The sequence below is a fragment of the Lelliottia nimipressuralis genome, assembly GCF_004402045.1.
GTDB classification, from domain to species: domain Bacteria; phylum Pseudomonadota; class Gammaproteobacteria; order Enterobacterales; family Enterobacteriaceae; genus Enterobacter; species Enterobacter chinensis.
The window spans coordinates 170,941-186,730 of sequence record NZ_SOMG01000023.1 but is presented as its reverse complement, the minus strand read 5'-3'; the positions used below and the strand labels follow the sequence as shown (position 1 = coordinate 186,730).

At 57.4% G+C, this 15,790-nt stretch carries 16 protein-coding genes; 12 read left to right on the top strand and 4 right to left on the bottom strand.

All coding sequences use genetic code 11. The features are described from left to right. Positions 1-19 precede the first annotated feature (19 nt). From E3U32_RS15710 to E3U32_RS15695, 4 genes are read left to right on the top strand one after another with little or no spacing between them, the layout of a single operon-like run. Positions 20-1,891: an amidohydrolase gene (locus E3U32_RS15710; protein ID WP_134349521.1), complete on the top strand. Its 1,872-nt coding sequence runs from the start codon at positions 20-22 to the stop codon at positions 1,889-1,891. After that, positions 1,891-2,298, top strand: coding sequence for a DoxX family protein (locus tag E3U32_RS15705; protein ID WP_134349520.1), 408 nt, complete (start codon positions 1,891-1,893; stop codon positions 2,296-2,298). The genes E3U32_RS15710 and E3U32_RS15705 overlap by 1 nt, the downstream gene beginning before the upstream one ends. Continuing rightward, the gene (locus tag E3U32_RS15700) at positions 2,295-3,914 is read left to right on the top strand and encodes an MFS transporter (protein WP_134349519.1); all 1,620 of its coding nucleotides are present in this window, start codon (positions 2,295-2,297) and stop codon (positions 3,912-3,914) included. The genes E3U32_RS15705 and E3U32_RS15700 overlap by 4 nt, the downstream gene beginning before the upstream one ends. Before the next feature lie 30 nt (positions 3,915-3,944). Next, on the top strand, positions 3,945-4,766 hold the full coding sequence (locus E3U32_RS15695; RefSeq protein ID WP_134349518.1) for an alpha/beta fold hydrolase: 822 nt from the start codon (positions 3,945-3,947) through the stop codon (positions 4,764-4,766). 41 nt (positions 4,767-4,807) lie between these two features. Here E3U32_RS15695 and E3U32_RS15690 read toward each other — a convergent pair whose 3' ends face one another. Beyond that, a complete protein-coding gene (locus tag E3U32_RS15690) occupies positions 4,808-6,202 on the bottom strand; it encodes an MFS transporter (RefSeq protein ID WP_134349517.1) in 1,395 nt (464 codons plus the stop codon). A 50-nt stretch (positions 6,203-6,252) separates the two neighbouring features. Next, entirely contained in the window at positions 6,253-7,341 is a 1,089-nt protein-coding gene (locus E3U32_RS15685; protein WP_134349516.1) for a cellulase family glycosylhydrolase, read from the bottom strand. 185 nt (positions 7,342-7,526) lie between these two features. Between E3U32_RS15685 and E3U32_RS15680 the strand changes: the two genes are divergently transcribed. Then, entirely contained in the window at positions 7,527-8,534 is a 1,008-nt protein-coding gene (locus E3U32_RS15680) for a LacI family DNA-binding transcriptional regulator (RefSeq protein WP_134349515.1), read from the top strand. On the opposite strand, the gene fosA is transcribed toward E3U32_RS15680, so the two are convergent. Next, positions 8,520-8,945, bottom strand: a complete 426-nt coding sequence (gene fosA / locus E3U32_RS15675; RefSeq protein ID WP_134349514.1) for a FosA/FosA2 family fosfomycin resistance glutathione transferase — start codon at positions 8,943-8,945, stop codon at positions 8,520-8,522. The genes E3U32_RS15680 and fosA overlap by 15 nt on opposite strands. Before the next feature lie 199 nt (positions 8,946-9,144). Here fosA and trpS point away from each other — a divergent pair, with 199 nt between their 5' ends. The 7 genes from trpS (at position 9,145) to E3U32_RS15640 (ending at position 15,232) form a co-directional block, all read left to right on the top strand. After that, positions 9,145-10,146 carry a tryptophan--tRNA ligase gene (gene trpS, locus E3U32_RS15670; protein ID WP_134349513.1) on the top strand — a complete coding sequence of 334 codons (1,002 nt, stop codon included), beginning with the start codon at positions 9,145-9,147 and terminating at the stop codon, positions 10,144-10,146. A gap of 181 nt (positions 10,147-10,327) precedes the next feature. After that, positions 10,328-11,011: a hypothetical protein gene (locus E3U32_RS15665; RefSeq protein ID WP_134349512.1), complete on the top strand. Its 684-nt coding sequence runs from the start codon at positions 10,328-10,330 to the stop codon at positions 11,009-11,011. Next, positions 11,004-11,351 (top strand): hypothetical protein, encoded by a 348-nt coding sequence (locus E3U32_RS15660; RefSeq protein WP_134349511.1) that lies wholly within the window; start codon positions 11,004-11,006, stop codon positions 11,349-11,351. Before E3U32_RS15665 ends, E3U32_RS15660 begins: the two co-directional genes overlap by 8 nt. A gap of 2 nt (positions 11,352-11,353) precedes the next feature. Further along, positions 11,354-11,833 carry an Hcp family type VI secretion system effector gene (locus tag E3U32_RS15655; RefSeq protein WP_134349510.1) on the top strand — a complete coding sequence of 160 codons (480 nt, stop codon included), beginning with the start codon at positions 11,354-11,356 and terminating at the stop codon, positions 11,831-11,833. 114 nt (positions 11,834-11,947) lie between these two features. Beyond that, positions 11,948-12,319, top strand: coding sequence for a hypothetical protein (locus tag E3U32_RS15650; RefSeq protein WP_134349509.1), 372 nt, complete (start codon positions 11,948-11,950; stop codon positions 12,317-12,319). A gap of 426 nt (positions 12,320-12,745) precedes the next feature. Beyond that, the gene (guaD, locus tag E3U32_RS15645; protein WP_286164369.1) at positions 12,746-14,125 is read left to right on the top strand and encodes a guanine deaminase; all 1,380 of its coding nucleotides are present in this window, start codon (positions 12,746-12,748) and stop codon (positions 14,123-14,125) included. 342 nt (positions 14,126-14,467) lie between these two features. After that, complete coding sequence (locus E3U32_RS15640; protein WP_134349508.1) at positions 14,468-15,232, top strand: LecA/PA-IL family lectin; 765 nt, start codon at positions 14,468-14,470, stop codon at positions 15,230-15,232. A 117-nt stretch (positions 15,233-15,349) separates the two neighbouring features. On the opposite strand, the gene E3U32_RS15635 is transcribed toward E3U32_RS15640, so the two are convergent. Continuing rightward, positions 15,350-15,784, bottom strand: coding sequence for a hypothetical protein (locus E3U32_RS15635; protein ID WP_134349507.1), 435 nt, complete (start codon positions 15,782-15,784; stop codon positions 15,350-15,352). Positions 15,785-15,790 lie beyond the last annotated feature (6 nt).

Below are 15,790 nucleotides of genomic sequence, written 5' to 3'. Positions count from 1 at the left end.
CTCTCAGTCAGGAGCAGTTATGGTTACCCTCGGTAAAGCCGATCTCATTCTGGTTAACGGCCAGTTTCACACCGTCGATCGCGAGAACCCTGTCGCGGAAGCCGTTGCCGTGCGCGACGGAAAATTTCTGGAAGCGGGTACCGTCGCCGAGGTGATGCAACACCACTGCGACGGCACCAAAGTGGTCGACTTAAAAGGCCACACCGCCATCCCCGGCCTGAACGACTCGCACCTGCACCTGATCCGCGGCGGGCTGAACTACAACCTCGAGCTGCGCTGGGAAGGCGTGCCGTCCCTGGCCGACGCCCTGCGGATGCTGAAAGAGCAGGCCCTGCGCACGCCGTCGCCCCAGTGGGTGCGCGTGGTGGGCGGCTGGACCGAGTTCCAGTTTGCCGAGCGCCGCATGCCGACCCTCGACGAAATTAACGACGCTGCGCCGGACACCCCGGTCTTCATTCTGCACCTGTACGACCGCGCCCTGCTCAACCGCGCCGCGCTGAAGGTGGTCGGCTACACCAAAGACACGCCGAACCCGCCGGGCGGCGAGATCCAGCGCGACGCCAACGGCAACCCGACCGGGATGCTGATCGCCCGTCCAAACGCCATGATCCTCTACGCCACGCTGGCGAAAGGGCCGAAGCTGCCGCTGGAGCAGCAGGTCAACTCTACCCGCCAGTTCATGCGCGAGCTGAACCGCCTGGGGCTGACCAGCGCCATCGACGCGGGCGGCGGCTTCCAGAACTACCCGGAAGATTACGAGGTGATTGCCGAGCTACACGAGAAAAAGCAGATGACCATCCGCATCGCCTACAACCTGTTTACCCAGCGTCCGGGCCACGAGCTGGAAGACTTTGAAAAATGGACCGACATGCTCACGCCGGGCCAGGGCAGCGACTTCTTCCGCCACAACGGCGCGGGCGAGATGCTGGTCTTCTCCGCCGCCGATTTTGAAGACTTCCTCGAGCCGCGCCCGGACCTCGCACCGGGCATGGAGGACGAGTTGGAGCGCGTGGTGCGCCATCTGGTGGAGCACCGCTGGCCGTTCCGCCTGCACGCCACCTATAACGAATCCATCAGCCGCATGCTGGACGTGTTCGAGAAGGTGAACCGCGACATTCCGTTCAACGGCCTGCACTGGTTCTTCGACCATGCGGAAACCGTCACCCAGGCCAACATCGACCGCATCAAAGAACTGGGCGGCGGCATTGCCGTACAGCACCGCATGGCCTTCCAGGGCGAATACTTTGCCGAGCGTTACGGCATCGAAGCCACGCGCCACACGCCGCCGGTGGCGAAAATGCTGGAAACCGGCGTGCCGGTGGGCTTAGGGACGGACGCCACCCGCGTGGCGAGCTACAACCCGTGGACCGCGCTCTACTGGCTGGTCTCTGGCCGTACCGTCGGCGGGATGCAGATGTACGACCACAGTGCCCGTCTGGATCGCGATACCGCGCTGATGCTCTGGACCCAGGGCAGCGCGTGGTTCTCCAGCGAGCAGAACCAGAAGGGGCAGATCAAGGTCGGCCAGCTCGCCGACCTGGCGGTGCTGAGCAAAGACTACTTCCGCGTGCCGGAAGAGGAGATCAAGGGCATCGAGTCCGTCCTGACGGTGGTTAACGGCGACATCGTCTACGCCGCAGGCAGCTTTGGCCCGCTCGCGCCGCCGGCCATTCCGGTCCTGCCCGAGTGGTCACCGGTGGTGAAGGTGCCGGGCCACTACCGCAGCGCACCGCCGCAGGCCGCCCGCGTCGGCATGAGCCCTATCCACCACTGCAGCGGCCCGTGCGGGGTTCACAGCCACCAGCATGATTTCGCCCGCACGTCAGAGATGCCGGTGTCCGACGATAACGCTTTCTGGGGGGCGCTGGGCTGCAGCTGCTTTGCATTCTGATGAAAAATACCACTATGCCGCCCCGGATCGACCTGGGGCTGTTCTTCCTGCGCCTGACCGGCAGCCTGCTGCTGCTTTACGTGCACGGCCTGCCGAAGGTGTTGCACTTCAGCGAAGAGCTGACGCGCATTGAGGATCCGTTCGGCTTCGGGCCCTGGGCGAGCCTGATCCCGGCGATTGTCGCCGAGGTGATTTGCCCGCTGTTTATCATTGCGGGGGTTTACACCCGCCTGGCGTGCCTGCCGATTATCGCCGTGCTGCTGGTGGCGATGCTGGCGGTCCACCCGAACTGGTCGATTGCCGAAGGGCAGTTTGGCTGGCTGCTGCTGATTATCTTCACCACCCTTGCCCTCACCGGGCCGGGCCAGTGGCGGCTGCAGCGTAAGGCAGCGGAGAGGTTCGCATGACCCAGGTTAACGACGTTCGCGACGCCCACGTCGAGACGACGCCCGCACCGACGGTTTCGCCCTGGCAGCCGCTGAGCCAGCCGGTGTTCCGCATGCTGTGGATCGCCACGGTGGTCTCTAACGTCGGCTCATGGATGAGCGACGTCGGCATCAACTGGAGCATGCTGACCCTGAGCGCCGATCCGCTGGATATCGCGCTGGTACAGGCGGCCAGCAGCCTGCCGATGTTCCTCTTCGCCCTGCCGTCCGGGGTGATGGCGGACATCGTCGACCGACGTAAATACCTGCTCTTCTCCCAGCTGTGGGTGTTCATCGCCGCCGCCGGGCTGACGGTGCTCTCCTTCACCGGACACGTCACCCCCACCGTTCTGCTGGTGGCGACGTTTCTGCTGAGCGTGGGCGCGGCGATGAGCTCGCCGCCGTTCCAGGCCGTGGTGCCCGATCTGGTGAGCAAGCCCGAGCTGGGCGCCGCCGTGGCGCTCAACTCGCTCGGGGTGAACATCAGCCGGGCGATTGGCCCCGCGCTGGGCGGTTTTCTGCTGTCGCTCGCCGGGCCGTGGATGGTGTTTGCCCTGAACGCGCTGTCCGTGGTCGGCGTGGCGTGGGTGCTGTGGCGCTGGCGTCCGGCCCCGTCCATACAGCGTCTGCCGCCGGAGCACTTCTTCTCGGCGGTGCGCTCCGGGATTCGCTACGTGCACGCCGCACCGGTGCTGCGCAACGTGCTGGTGCGCACAGTGGCTTTCTTCGTTTTCGGCAGCGCGGGCTGGGCCCTGCTGCCGCTGGTAGCGCGCCGCGAGCTGGGCTTAGGCCCGGCGGGCTACGGCGTAATGCTGGCGTGCATTGGTCTGGGGGCAATTGCCGGGGCCATCCTGCTGCCGCGCCTGCGCCAGCGGCTGAATGCCGACCGCCTGATGGTGGCCGCCAGCCTGACGTTTGCTCTCACCATGCTGGCGCTGGCGTTCGTGCGCCACGTCTGGCTGCTTAACCTGTTCGAGTTTTTCACCGGCTTCGCGTGGATTGCGGTGCTCTCCACCCTCAACCTCGGCGCGCAGCGCAGCGCCGCCCGCTGGGTGAAGGCCCGCGCGCTGGCGGTCTACCTGACGGTGTTCTTCGGCTCGATGACCACGGGCAGCGCCATCTGGGGGCAGATCGCGTCGCAGTTCGGCACCCCGACCTCGCTGGTGGTCGCCACGCTGGGGATGGTGCTGGCAAGCGCCACCGTGTTCCGCTGGAAGCTGGGCAAAGATCCGGACCTGAACCTCGACCTGAGCGGTCAGCCGCTGGACGGCGTGGAGATTGACCTACCGAACGAGCGCGGCCCGGTGCTGGTGTCGCACGAGTACATCATCGACCCGCACAACGCGAAGGCCTTCCTCGAGGCGGTCCACGAGCTGCGCCGGGTGCGCCGCCGCGCCGGGGCGATGAGCTGGGCGGTATACGAAGATATTGAGCGCCCCGGCCTGTTTATCGAGACCTTCCTGATGGGCTCCTGGATTGAGCATCTGCGCCAGCAGGAGCGCCACACCATGAATGACCTCCTGCTGCAGAGCCGCGTTCTGGCTTTTCATCAGGGCACAACATCACCGGCTATTCGCTACCTGGTCGCGCCGGTATAACCATAATCATCACCTGCACAGGAACACACTATGGCAACGTTTAAGGCAAAAGACGGCACGCAGATTTACTACAAAGACGGCGGCGCGGGCAAACCGGTTCTCTTCAGCCACGGCTGGCCGCTGGACGGCGACATGTGGGACAGCCAGCTGAACTACCTGGCCGAGCGCGGCTTCCGCGCCATCGCCTTTGACCGTCGCGGGTTTGGCCGCTCGGATCAACCGTGGAACGGCTACGACTACGACACCTTTGCATCCGACATCAACGACCTGATTACCACCCAGGACCTGCAGGACGTGACGCTGGTGGGCTTCTCCATGGGCGGCGGCGACGTGACCCGCTACATCAACAACTACGGCAGCGCGCGCGTGGCCGGTCTGGCGCTGCTGGGCGCGGTGACGCCGATCTTCGGCAAATCCGACTCCTTCCCGCAGGGTGTGGATCAGAGCGTGTTTGACGGTATTCGCGACGGGCTGCGTAAAGATCGCGCCCAGTTCATCAGCGACTTCGCGACGCCGTTCTACGGCATCAACGCCGGGCAGACCGTCTCTGCCGGTGCCCTGACCCAGACCCTGAACATCGCCCTGCTGGCGTCGCTAAAAGGCACCATCGACTGCGTGACCGCGTTCGGCGAAACCGACTTCCGCCCGGATATGGCGAAAATCGACGTGCCGACGCTGGTGATCCACGGCAGCAACGACCAGATCGTGCCGTTTGAAAGCACCGGCAAGCTGGCGGCAGAGATGATCAAAAACGCCACGCTGAAGGTGTACGACAACGCGCCGCACGGCTTCGCGCTGACCCACCAGGACCAGCTCAACGAAGATCTGCTGGCATTTGTGAAGTCGCTGTAACTCTTTAAATGCGAAGCCTGATGGCGCTTCGCTTATCAGGCCTACAAGGGCTGGTCCTGTAGGCCGGGTAAGGCGCAGCCGCCGCCCGGCGCTTTCGCAGACGCGTTCCGCTCCGCCAGCAGCCGACAAATCTCCGCATGCTTCTCCTCGGTAAAGGTAAAGCGCGACATAAACACGATGCGGATCAGCGACCCAATCGCCGGCAGCAGGCAGATCCCGAAGAACAGCCCCGACAGCACGCCTTCACTCTGGATTTGCGCCTGCGGCACGTAGCCGATCATCGTCAGGAACACGCCGATTAGCCCGCCTCCCACCGCCACCGACATCTTGCCGGTAAAGGTCTGCCCGGAGAAGGTGATCGCCGCGCAGCGCTTGTTCGTGTGGTACTCCGCGTACTCGATGGTGTCGGCAATCATCGACGAGGTGAGGATGTTAGTCATCATCACGAACAGCGTGCTCAGGCCGAGCAGAATAAACAGCATCGTCACCTGCTGATACCCGACAAACCACATCACCACGCGCACCGCCACGTCCAGCCCGCAGAGGATCATAAACAGCTTCCGCTTCTGCATCCGGCGCGTCAGCATCGGCGCGACCAGGCACAGCACCGCCGCCACAATTCCCATTACACCAATCGCCATCTGCAGGCTGCCGTCGCCCAGGTTGTTGATAAAGAAGTAGATATACAGCCCGCCCGCCACGTTGTGGAACACGCAGAAGAAGAACGACAGCAGGACGATAAACAGCGGCTTGTTCTGACGCAGGTTGTGGAAGGTGTCGCGGATGGTCACCTTCTCCGGGCTCGGCGGCACGCGCTCTTTGATCTGCATAAAGCCGTTAAGCATCAGCGGCAGGCCCACCAGCATCATCACCAGCGCCGCCATAAAGTAGCCTTTATCGTTGCTGTACTGGGCGAAGAACGCCGCCAGCTTCGGGAAGAAGATATTGGCGCAGGCAATCCCGGCGTTCACCCCGAGCATCGCCGCCGTCACCGCGCGGGTGCGCTGGGCGGAGTCGTTGGTCATCACCGATGACATCGACCAGAACGGGATATCGGAGATGGCGTACAGCGTCCCCCACAGGATATACGTCACCCCGGCGTAGAGAATTTTGGTGGTCATGTCCGCTTCGATTTTATAAAACGCCAGCAGCGTGACGCCGGTAATCAGCAGCGGGGCAATCAGCAAAAAGTGGCGAAACTTGCCGAATCGGCTGTTAATGGTGTCCATAATGCTGGCAAACAGCGGATCGTGAACCGCGTCCCACGCGCGGGCAATCAGGAAGATAGTGCTCGCCGCCAGCGCCGAAATCCCCAGCACGTCGGTGTAAAAATAGTTAATAAACGAACCCACTAAACCAAAGCTAAAACACTGACCTAATCCATAACCAAAATAAGACCACAGCTCGCGAGACGGTATTTTCATTGTCGTTGCCATTGATATATGCCTGCCTGGTTGCCCGGCGGTCGGCCGCCGGGTCGATATTATTAGCCTTGTGCCTTCGGGGCGATCTTGCGCAGCTGCTGCATCAGGGCGATTTCACGGCGCGAGAACGGAATGCCGTTCTCCTCGAACACGTCGTGGAACCAGAGGCGGCAGTAGTCCGTGGACTCCTTCATCACCACCGGCCACGGCAGCCACGTCTGGGTTTTGCCGCGCACCAGCCCCCACTGGTACGGCGCGACCTTCGCCGCGTACATCAGCGGAAGCTGCTCTTCGATGGTGCTGCCCACGTGGCGCGCCAGCCATTCGGTGCAAAACAGCGGGCGACCAAGCTGTTGCAGCTGCTGGATAATCGCCGTCATCCTGCCCGTGTGGGTGTAGGCGTGGAAGCTCACCACGTCCGAGAGCACCAGCGCGGTCTGGTCCAGCGGATGCTGAAAGAACGTCTCGCCCTCCTCTTCCGGCGGCAGACGCCACGCGCAGACGGTGAGCGGCTGGGTCGGATCTTCTTCACGCACCCACTGGAACGCCAGCTTCATCAGCGCGTGGGCGCAGGTCTCCAGCTTCGCATCGTACTGCACCTCCTGCGTGCCGGTCGCGAAAATGCCGCGGTTGCCCGGCTCGTTATACAGATCCCACAGCAGCACGCGCTTATCCTCGCGGAACTGGCGGACAACGTCGCGGATATAGCGCTCAATCTGCGGCCAGCAGTCGGGATCGCACACCTTATCGCGCCCCGGGCTCGCTGCCGCCTGACTGTTGTGCTTGCCCGGCACGGGCGGCTTTTGCGGGCCGAGGTACGGCTCGTCGCCGGAGAAGCCGCAGTCGTCCATCAGGGTCAGCATGGTGCTGAAGCCGCGGCCGTCGGCAATCGTCAAAAACCGGTCGATGCGCGCCATCAGCCCGTCGCGGTCATGCTCCCAGACGATAAACGGCAGGTTGATGCGCAGGGTGTTGTAGCCCGCCTCCGCCGCCCAGCCCAGCTCGCGCTCGATGGTTGCGGCATCGAAGGTCTCTTCCTGCCAGATATCGGTCCAGTTCACCGCCGTCGACGGCAGATAGTTAAACCCGCACAGCCAGCCTTTTTGCTGATACCACGCCTGTGCCTGCTCCCTGCTCCACTGCTCTTTCATTACGCGTCCTCTTACTGATAATATTTAGCTAATAAATATTAGCTGCAGGATAAATGCGCAAATCACGGCGTTGAGAAAAGCGATGCCCCTCACAAAGTTCACGCTTCGATGAATGAGAAACGTGATCGACGGCGCTAAAGCGCGCGGTTAGGGTATGATGCGAAGTCGCGAAAGGGAGAGGACGGATGAAGCGAAAAACGAAAGTGACGATGAACGATATTGCGCGAGCGGCGGGCGTGTCGCAGGCGACGGTATCGCTGGTGCTTAACCAGTCCCGCAACATCAAGCTCAGCGACGACACCCGCCAGCGGGTGATTGGCGTCGCTACCGAACTCGGCTACGACCGCCTCCCCGCCGTTCACGCTCCGCGCAACCAGGAAGAGATCGCCCTGCTGGTGAGCTCCATGCAGAGCTTCGACCCGTTTATCGACGCCATCAGCCAGGCGCGGGAAGCCGCGTGGCGCAACGAAACCTTGCTCACCGTCTACGACTACGGCGACGACATCGAGCTGGCGCTGAACATCATCCGCCAGCTGGAGAAGCGCAACTGCATCGGGATTATTCTCGCGTCTCCGGTCACCACGCTGGTCGACATGACGGCCTTCCAGGACTGCACCCGCATCCCGCTGGTGTTGCTCAACCAGCGCGACCCCGGCTCGCCGCTGCTGCCGTCGTTTATCCCGGACGACTACGCCAATGCCTTCCAGGTGACTAAACACCTCATCGGCTGCGGAGCCACGCGCATCGCCCACATCACCGGCGAGAGCTGGATGGAGGCCTCGCGTCAGCGTCTGGCAGGCTACCAGGCGGCGCTGCAGCAGGCCGGACTCGCGTGCGATGACGGCCTGGTGCGCCAGACCAACTGGCAGTTCAGCGAGTCCTTTACCGCCACCACTTCGCTGCTGGAACTGGCCGAGCGCCCGGACGCCATCTTCTGCGCCAGCGACTGGCTGGCGATTGGCTGCTATCAGGCGCTGGCGGTGAACGGCGTGCGCATCCCCCAAGACATGCTGCTTGCGGGCTACGACGACCAGAAGATCTCCGAGCAGCTCACCCCGCCGCTGACCAGTATCCAGCTGCCCTACAGCGAGCTGGGACGGCTGGCGGTGGAGTACCTGTGCAATCAGGAAGATGCCGCCACGCACGTGACGCTGGCGGGCAGGCTGAAGGTGCGGGCATCAAGCCTCGTCTGAGGTAAACACCATGCCCGCGTAGGGCTTCTCGCGACACGCCGCCAGCCGCTCGGCGAGGCTGCCCACGTGCAGCTCCAGCTTGTGCCCGTCCGGGTCGAGAAAATAGAACGACGCCCCCTCGCTTTTGTTCTGCTTCCAGACGGTGACGCCCGCCTGCTCCAGCCTGTGCGAGAAGGGTTCAAAATCCTCTTCCGCCACGGTAAACGCGTAGTGGGTGTAGTCGCTCTCCTGCGGCGGCACATACTGGCGCGCCTCGTCGTACGACAGGCAGACCCACAGTTCGCCACAGGTGAGATAGGCCCCGGTATTCCAGCGGGCGTGCAGCGTCAGCCCCAGCAGCTCGTGCCAGAAGGTGACGCTTTTTTGCAGATCGCTGACCGCGAGGGTCAGATGGTTGAGTGATTGCAGCATGACGTGCCCTTTTGTTTTTCGCGCCGGACGTGATACGGTAAAGAGATGAACATAAACCACGCCGTGCTCACCGTAAACCGCTGGTGGCTGCCTTCTTAAAGGCGGCACGGAGTTGTTTTCCCCATTTTCAGATAGCCGCCGAAAGGCGGCTTTCACATTTCTAAGACCCCTTTCGGCAATTGCACATTAAGGAGTCTTTATGAACGCACCAACCATCCTCACCGGCGATCGCCCAACCGGCCCGCTGCACCTTGGACACTTCGTCGGATCGCTGCGCCAGCGCGTGGCGCTGCAGCAGACGCACAGCCAATTTGTGCTGATTGCCGACCTGCAGGGGCTGACCGACAACGGCAGCAACCCGCAGAAAATTCGCGACAACATCCCCGAAGTGCTGGCCGACTACCTCGCCGCGGGCATCGACCCGAACCTGACCACGATCTGCCTGCAGTCCGCCCTGCCCGCCCTCGCCGAGCTGACGATGCTGTATATGAACATCGTCACCGTCGCCCGCGTGGAGCGTAACCCGACGGTGAAAAACGAGATTGCGCAGAAGGGCTTCGCCCGCTCGCTGCCGGTCGGTTTTATGGCCTACCCCATCAGCCAGGCGGCGGACATCACCGCGTTCAAAGCCGAGTGCGTGCCCGTCGGCGACGACCAGCTGCCGATGATTGAGCAGACCAACGAGATTGTGCACAAGATGAACAGCCTGCTGCCCGCCCCGGTGCTGCGCCACTGCAAGGCGATGCTGAGCGACACCAGCCGCCTGCCCGGCATCGACGGCAGCGCCAAGATGTCGAAATCGCTGGGCAACACGCTGCACCTTTCGGCCAGCGAAGAGACCATTCACCGTGCGGTGAGCGCCATGTACACCGACCCGAACCACCTGAAGGTGAGCGACCCGGGGCAGATTGAGGGGAACGTGGTGTTTACCTACCTCGACGCGTTTCATCCGGACAAGGAGAAAGTGGCAGCGATGAAGGCGCACTATCAGGCGGGCGGGCTGGGCGACCGGGCGTGCAAGAACGAGCTGGAGGCATGCCTGCAGGAGCTGATTGCGCCGATGCGGGAGCGGAGGGCGATGTATATGCGTGACAGGGGCGAGCTGATGGCGATGCTGAAGCGCGGGACGGAACGGGCGCAGGGGGTGACGCAGGCGACGTTGAGGGAGGTGAAGGTTGGGCTGGGGGTGCCGGTGTTTTGATGAGGTGAGTTGATTGAGGTTGGGCGGTGGAGTGTGGGATTGGCACGAAGCCGCTTTGCCTCTCGATTTAAAATATTGTTTGTTATAAGAATACTTAATTTTCCTTTTAGATAATTTAAATTGCTTTAGTTACTTTAATATTACATTGATAAATCTTTTATGACACGCTTAAAGGATTAACATGGCAGATGTAGATAATATATCCTTGGGATTATTCAACATAATCGACTCTCCAGATACAGTCACAGCGTTTATAAATGGAGGCTTATCCGTTCCGCTGGATTATGGCTATTTGATCTATGGTATCTTTGACACTGAAACAAGGCATGAACGCGAAACCGAAAGAATTCGGATAGCTACCGCAATCATAAAAGACATTTTGAATTACGATAATATCGTTAACGCAGCCAAGCAAATTTTTAAACTATTCAACAGATATTTAACCGAGGCTGAGCAAGATAAGGTTTATAGACCAGCAGCTTCTTCAATACTGGGTAGAGTATCAACAAATATTATAGCAGCAACCATTGCGAAACGTGTTATTGAAAGAACGTCTTTTACATTTGTGGTTTTCAAAGGAAAATTAAATCCAATAACAGGACTGAGTACACTCCTTTTGTTTGGAGGCATGGCAGAACGCTCAATCAGAACATCTGCCAGGCTTAAAGCAGAAGCACCGGAGATATACGAACTTCTCAGACCCCGAGACTACGACCTACTCTACTTTCTCTTTGCTGATGCCGTCCAACCTTTCGTAGATGCTATACATGCAGGTTACTCAGAAGGAAAACCAGTCTTTAATCAGATCATAAACAAACTTAATGAAAAACTTAATGCAAAACGTACGGTAGGCTCGTATGAGTAAGTTTATTATTCCCATTATAAATCTACTTCTTTGTTCATATTTAGTCTTATTATATATCCTTAGCTGGGTAGAATTTGACAACTGGCATGATAAAACAATCGCCTTTTGCATCATTACCCTAAGCGCTTACATTATTTCATTAGTAATGAATAAATTACTGCCAGGAAAGATACATATTTTTGGCGGGATCCTGGATGTGCTATCAGGTCCCTTACTGATCATCGGTGCATTTGCTTGTATAGCTGTCCTTGAACCGTGGCCACTTAAGCTTATTGGCTTATTCATATGGGTCGTGGCGATGTTGCACCTACCTTCTTTTGTAAATATAGATGAGGAATAATCATGTCAAATCCAGCATATCTTTGGTTAACCGATGCTAATGGCTCGCCAGTCGTAGGAGGTTCCATGGTGTCCGGTCGGTTAGGTGCTATTGAATTAAAGGCGGTCGCTCATCACCTCACTATTCCTGCGAGTGGAAATACAGGCCGACTAACAGGCACCCGTGTACATACACCGATTGCCATTCAGAAAGAGTTTGATAAGACAACACCGGTTCTCATTAGGGCACTGTGTGAACACCAAACATTAAAATCGGCTACGATAAAAATGTATCAAATTGATGATGCAGGAATCGAGAGAGAATATTTCAACATTATACTGGAGAATGTAAAAATCACGGGTATCACACCAAATCTGTTCCCGGGTTCTGGAACAGGGACGCATACAGAGACGATCGAGCTAAGATATGAGGCAATCACCTGGAAACACTGTGATGGGAATATAATTTACAGAGATGCCTGGAATCATATGGCAATAGCTTAAATCGACTCATAATTTCGCGGGCCGATATAACTTTGTTCTTGTTGGTCCGCACAAGCGGAGCGCTGCCGGGAAGCGCTAGCGATTATTTCTATCGCTTTAAAGGAGAACATCTTTATGGAGCCCACTCTCTCACAAGTCATTGAGGTTGTTCGAAACTCCTCAGGCGAGCATCGTAAACCTATCGATAGCAACACGTTGATTGAGGCCGATTTGCATATTTGCGGTATCGACGGCGAAGACCTACTGGAAGACTGCGAAGAAGCGTTTGGCGTTCAGCTTGCAACGGAAGAGGATGGCAATATGAAAACTTTCTCTCTTGCTGAAAACGAGTATCTGTTTACGGGCGAGGGTATAGATTTTTTTGGTATCTGTCGGTTTATACGCTGGGTACGTGGCATACCCGAACCTGTTATACGCGATTTAACCGTTGGCGAACTTCACGCTGTGCTGGTTAACGCGGTGAAAGAACGAATGCAACACGATTAAGGAATGATATAAATCGAAACGATATAGAATAATTGTATCCTGGCACCTCAGAATTAACGAGTGTGGTGCCGGGTGCCTCCCGGTGAGCAAAGCCCGCATAATGACGTTAACCCATAAATTATGCCCCACCGCACAGGGGGATTCACCACAATAAAAAGTATAATAAAAAGAGCGTGATAAAAAAGAGGTTCAAAGAGTGGATAACACTTTGGCTATTTAACTATTTTGCCTAATAAGCTCCAGTAGCTTCCGTTTATCATTACAGCCTCCCTTTATTATCCCCGCAAATACAGAAACAAATGCCGCCTTATTAACCCATCAATAAGTTGATGTATTTTGGTTTTATGCCAGGCTTTTTGAGCGAATAATAATACCTGACTCTCGGGCAATTTCCCTTTCAGCGTGATGATGAATAAGGACGATGATATGAATACCCTACACGCATTCCCCTGGCAGCAGGTTGTCAGCGCTCAGGGCTACACGGCGGAATCGAAAGACCGTGTGACCCACTTTAGCGACACGCTGTTCTGTATCGATGGTAGCGGCACCATTGTCGATATTATACAGGGTGACGATGGCGCGTGCAGGCCCGTGCGAGACGCGGCCCGCAAGGCAGGCAAGCTGACCGAACTCTCTTCAGACCAGTACCTGCTGCCGGGCCTGATCGATCTCCATGTTCATGCCCCTCAGTGGCCGCAGATGGGCAAGGCTCTCGATAAGCCGCTGGAAGAGTGGCTGAATAACTACACGTTCCCGCTGGAGGCAAAATACGCCGACATCGCATTTGCCCGCCGCAACTACACGGAACTGGTCAATGCGCTGCTGGCGAACGGCACCACCACCGCCGTCTACTTCGCCACTCTACACACCGAAAGCAGCGTGGAGCTGGCCCGTATTTGTCTGGCGCAGGGTCAGCGGGCGCTGGTTGGTCGCGTGGCGATGGATGACCCCTCCCAGTGCCCTGACTACTACCGGGATGAAAGCGCGGAGACAGCCATCGCCGGGACCCGCGCATTTATTCACGCGGTTGCACAGCTCCCCGGCAATACGGCAAAACGCGTGCTGCCGGTTATCACCCCACGGTTTATTCCGTCCTGTACGGATGCGCTTCTGGAAGGCCTGGGCAAGCTTGCCACTGAAACAGGCTGCCACGTGCAGACCCACTGCTCGGAAAGCGACTGGGAACATGCTTACGTTAAGCAGCGTTTGGGTAAAACGGATACCACGGCGCTGCGGGATTTTGGCCTGCTGACCAGAAAGACCGTACTCGCGCATTCAAACCACATCGAAGATGACGATGCCGACCTGATCAAGCAAACTCAGGCTGGCGTCGCACACTGCCCTCTGTCCAACTTCTATTTTGCCAATGCGGTCTTCCCCCTGCGCGCTATGCTGGACCGCGGGCTTAACGTCGGCTTAGGCACCGATATTGCGGGCGGCCATAGCCCTTCGGTATTTGATACCTGCCGCCACGCCATGACCGCCAGTAAAGCCCTGAATGATGGCGTCGATGCCCGTATCGCCGCGGAACAGCGCGGCAGACCCGGCTCGGCCATCAGCTTCCGGGAAGCGTTCTGGTTGGCGACCGGCGGCGCGGGAGAGGTGCTTGACCTGCGTGTGGGCAAGCTGGCGGTCGGCTACCAGTTCGATGCCATTGTGATCGATACCCGGGCCGCCGGGAGCGACATTTATATCGATACGGCTGAAGACGCGCCGGAAGACAGGTTGCAGAAAATTATCTATAACGCCAGACGCAATAATATCAGCCGCGTCTGGGTGGACGGCAAAGCCGTCAATATTCAGTAGCGCGTCTGCACAATAATTCCCCCCTGAGAAAACACCTGTATTTTCTCAGGGGAATGAAATTGCTTTATATAACCCTCTCTTTTCATTCAGAACCGTTTTTTGTCAAAGCGAATTAACTCAGATTTATCTTAAAAGACAAATACTCAAACCCAGGCATGACCTATTTTTAGCAAAATAACACCCATCAATTCGTGATTTTTATATTTGCCGTCACTGATAACCAATTCTACGCTGTCTACGTCACACGGTCTCGTACCGTTGATATCAGATAACTATTATCACGCCGGGAATAATTAAGCCCCGCTGAAATACAAAACACTGACATCCGAAGGGAGATAGAACATGTCTACAAAAAGCGCATGGTCTGGCGCCATTGATTCAACCAAAGAACAAGGTATCAATACCGGTCTGAAGGTCAACAAAGGCGATAAGATCACCATTATCGCTACGGGTCTGATCAAATATGGCAAGGAAGAGCACGCATGGGCTTATCCGGGCGGTAATATCGGTAAGGGCGGACAAAAAAAGGATATTGCCATCCTCAAGGCGCGTTTTAGCGAATCTGGCAAAAGCTATGATATCGGTACCGGCGTATATCAACTGGCTGCACCGGAAAGCGGCGAGCTGAGATTATTCATTAGCGATTCATCCCACAGTGATAATACCGGTTCATTCCAGGCGGATGTTTATCTTGGGAGTGATGAGGAACTCGCGACACAAGACCCCGTTCAGTGGAAAGGCCACATTCCTGCAACCAGCAGTGAATGGGTGAAGACCGGGATCACCGTCCGCCAGGGCGATAGCATTCTGCTGGTTGCCGCAGGTCAGGCCCAGTATGACAGCCGCGGGCGCACCTTCGGACCGGACGGTGACAGCCAGCATCCTTCCGCTAAGGCACCTGACCCGACCTTTGTTCTGCCGGGTGCCATTGCAGGCGCGCTGTTGATTAAAACAGGCGATCATATCCATTCAATCGGTTCCGGCGGCAAGCCGTGGAAAGCCCCAGCAGAAGGTGAAATCTCCTTTATTTTTAACGATACCAACAAGGCATCGGAATATGCCAATAACACGGGTGGTTACGACGTGAATCTGATCGTCACGCGGTAAAGTTATGCAGGGTGAAAATGAATGCAGATTCACTTTCACCCTGCCAGGAAGATGCTCATGAGTTGATGAAGCGCTATCACTTTCTCGGGTTGGGTAAATCAACGGAAGTTAATTATTTCAGTGATTCATCACTTTGGTCAGTTCAGCTTGACCCCTGGCGACATTAAAGTACAGGTAGAAAATATCTCCGTTTAACCGATCGGGCTTTGACCAGATTTCCTTTTCTCCCAGGCTGCGCTTTTCCTTCACGTATCCCAGCGTGGTGAGATACTCGCGCAACGGTGCAACCTCGGTAGCCCTTTTAAAAACGATACTATTTGAAGGTGCATAACCCTCGCCTGGATGCGCCTCAAAATAGTAGTCTTCCGTTAGTCGCGGGGCGTTTTCAATATCCTTGTCTGTCAGCATGTGGTAGTGGAAAACATCGTTTTCTGTATAAACAGTCGTATCATCAGAACCGAATGCCACAAGCCAGACAAACAGCCATCTGAGGATAAACACCGTGGCAATCCCGAGTGCGCACCACTTCAGGACTTTTGAGGGGAATGTCATAGAAAG

What these genes read in the sequence shown, in the direction of transcription:
- E3U32_RS15655 (WP_134349510.1), top strand. Translation starts at nt 11,354, where the DNA reads ATGTCAAATCCAGCATATCTTTGGTTAACCGATGCTAATGGCTCGCCA.
- E3U32_RS15695 (WP_134349518.1), top strand. Translation starts at nt 3,945, where the DNA reads ATGGCAACGTTTAAGGCAAAAGACGGCACGCAGATTTACTACAAAGAC.
- guaD (WP_286164369.1), top strand. Translation starts at nt 12,746, where the DNA reads ATGAATACCCTACACGCATTCCCCTGGCAGCAGGTTGTCAGCGCTCAG.
- E3U32_RS15710 (WP_134349521.1), top strand. Translation starts at nt 20, where the DNA reads ATGGTTACCCTCGGTAAAGCCGATCTCATTCTGGTTAACGGCCAGTTT.
- E3U32_RS15700 (WP_134349519.1), top strand. Translation starts at nt 2,295, where the DNA reads ATGACCCAGGTTAACGACGTTCGCGACGCCCACGTCGAGACGACGCCC.
- E3U32_RS15640 (WP_134349508.1), top strand. Translation starts at nt 14,468, where the DNA reads ATGTCTACAAAAAGCGCATGGTCTGGCGCCATTGATTCAACCAAAGAA.
- E3U32_RS15650 (WP_134349509.1), top strand. Translation starts at nt 11,948, where the DNA reads ATGGAGCCCACTCTCTCACAAGTCATTGAGGTTGTTCGAAACTCCTCA.
- E3U32_RS15690 (WP_134349517.1), bottom strand. Translation starts at nt 6,202, where the DNA reads ATGGCAACGACAATGAAAATACCGTCTCGCGAGCTGTGGTCTTATTTT.
- E3U32_RS15705 (WP_134349520.1), top strand. Translation starts at nt 1,891, where the DNA reads ATGAAAAATACCACTATGCCGCCCCGGATCGACCTGGGGCTGTTCTTC.
- fosA (WP_134349514.1), bottom strand. Translation starts at nt 8,945, where the DNA reads ATGCTGCAATCACTCAACCATCTGACCCTCGCGGTCAGCGATCTGCAA.
- E3U32_RS15635 (WP_134349507.1), bottom strand. Translation starts at nt 15,784, where the DNA reads ATGACATTCCCCTCAAAAGTCCTGAAGTGGTGCGCACTCGGGATTGCC.
- trpS (WP_134349513.1), top strand. Translation starts at nt 9,145, where the DNA reads ATGAACGCACCAACCATCCTCACCGGCGATCGCCCAACCGGCCCGCTG.
- E3U32_RS15680 (WP_134349515.1), top strand. Translation starts at nt 7,527, where the DNA reads ATGAAGCGAAAAACGAAAGTGACGATGAACGATATTGCGCGAGCGGCG.
- E3U32_RS15660 (WP_134349511.1), top strand. Translation starts at nt 11,004, where the DNA reads ATGAGTAAGTTTATTATTCCCATTATAAATCTACTTCTTTGTTCATAT.
- E3U32_RS15665 (WP_134349512.1), top strand. Translation starts at nt 10,328, where the DNA reads ATGGCAGATGTAGATAATATATCCTTGGGATTATTCAACATAATCGAC.
- E3U32_RS15685 (WP_134349516.1), bottom strand. Translation starts at nt 7,341, where the DNA reads ATGAAAGAGCAGTGGAGCAGGGAGCAGGCACAGGCGTGGTATCAGCAA.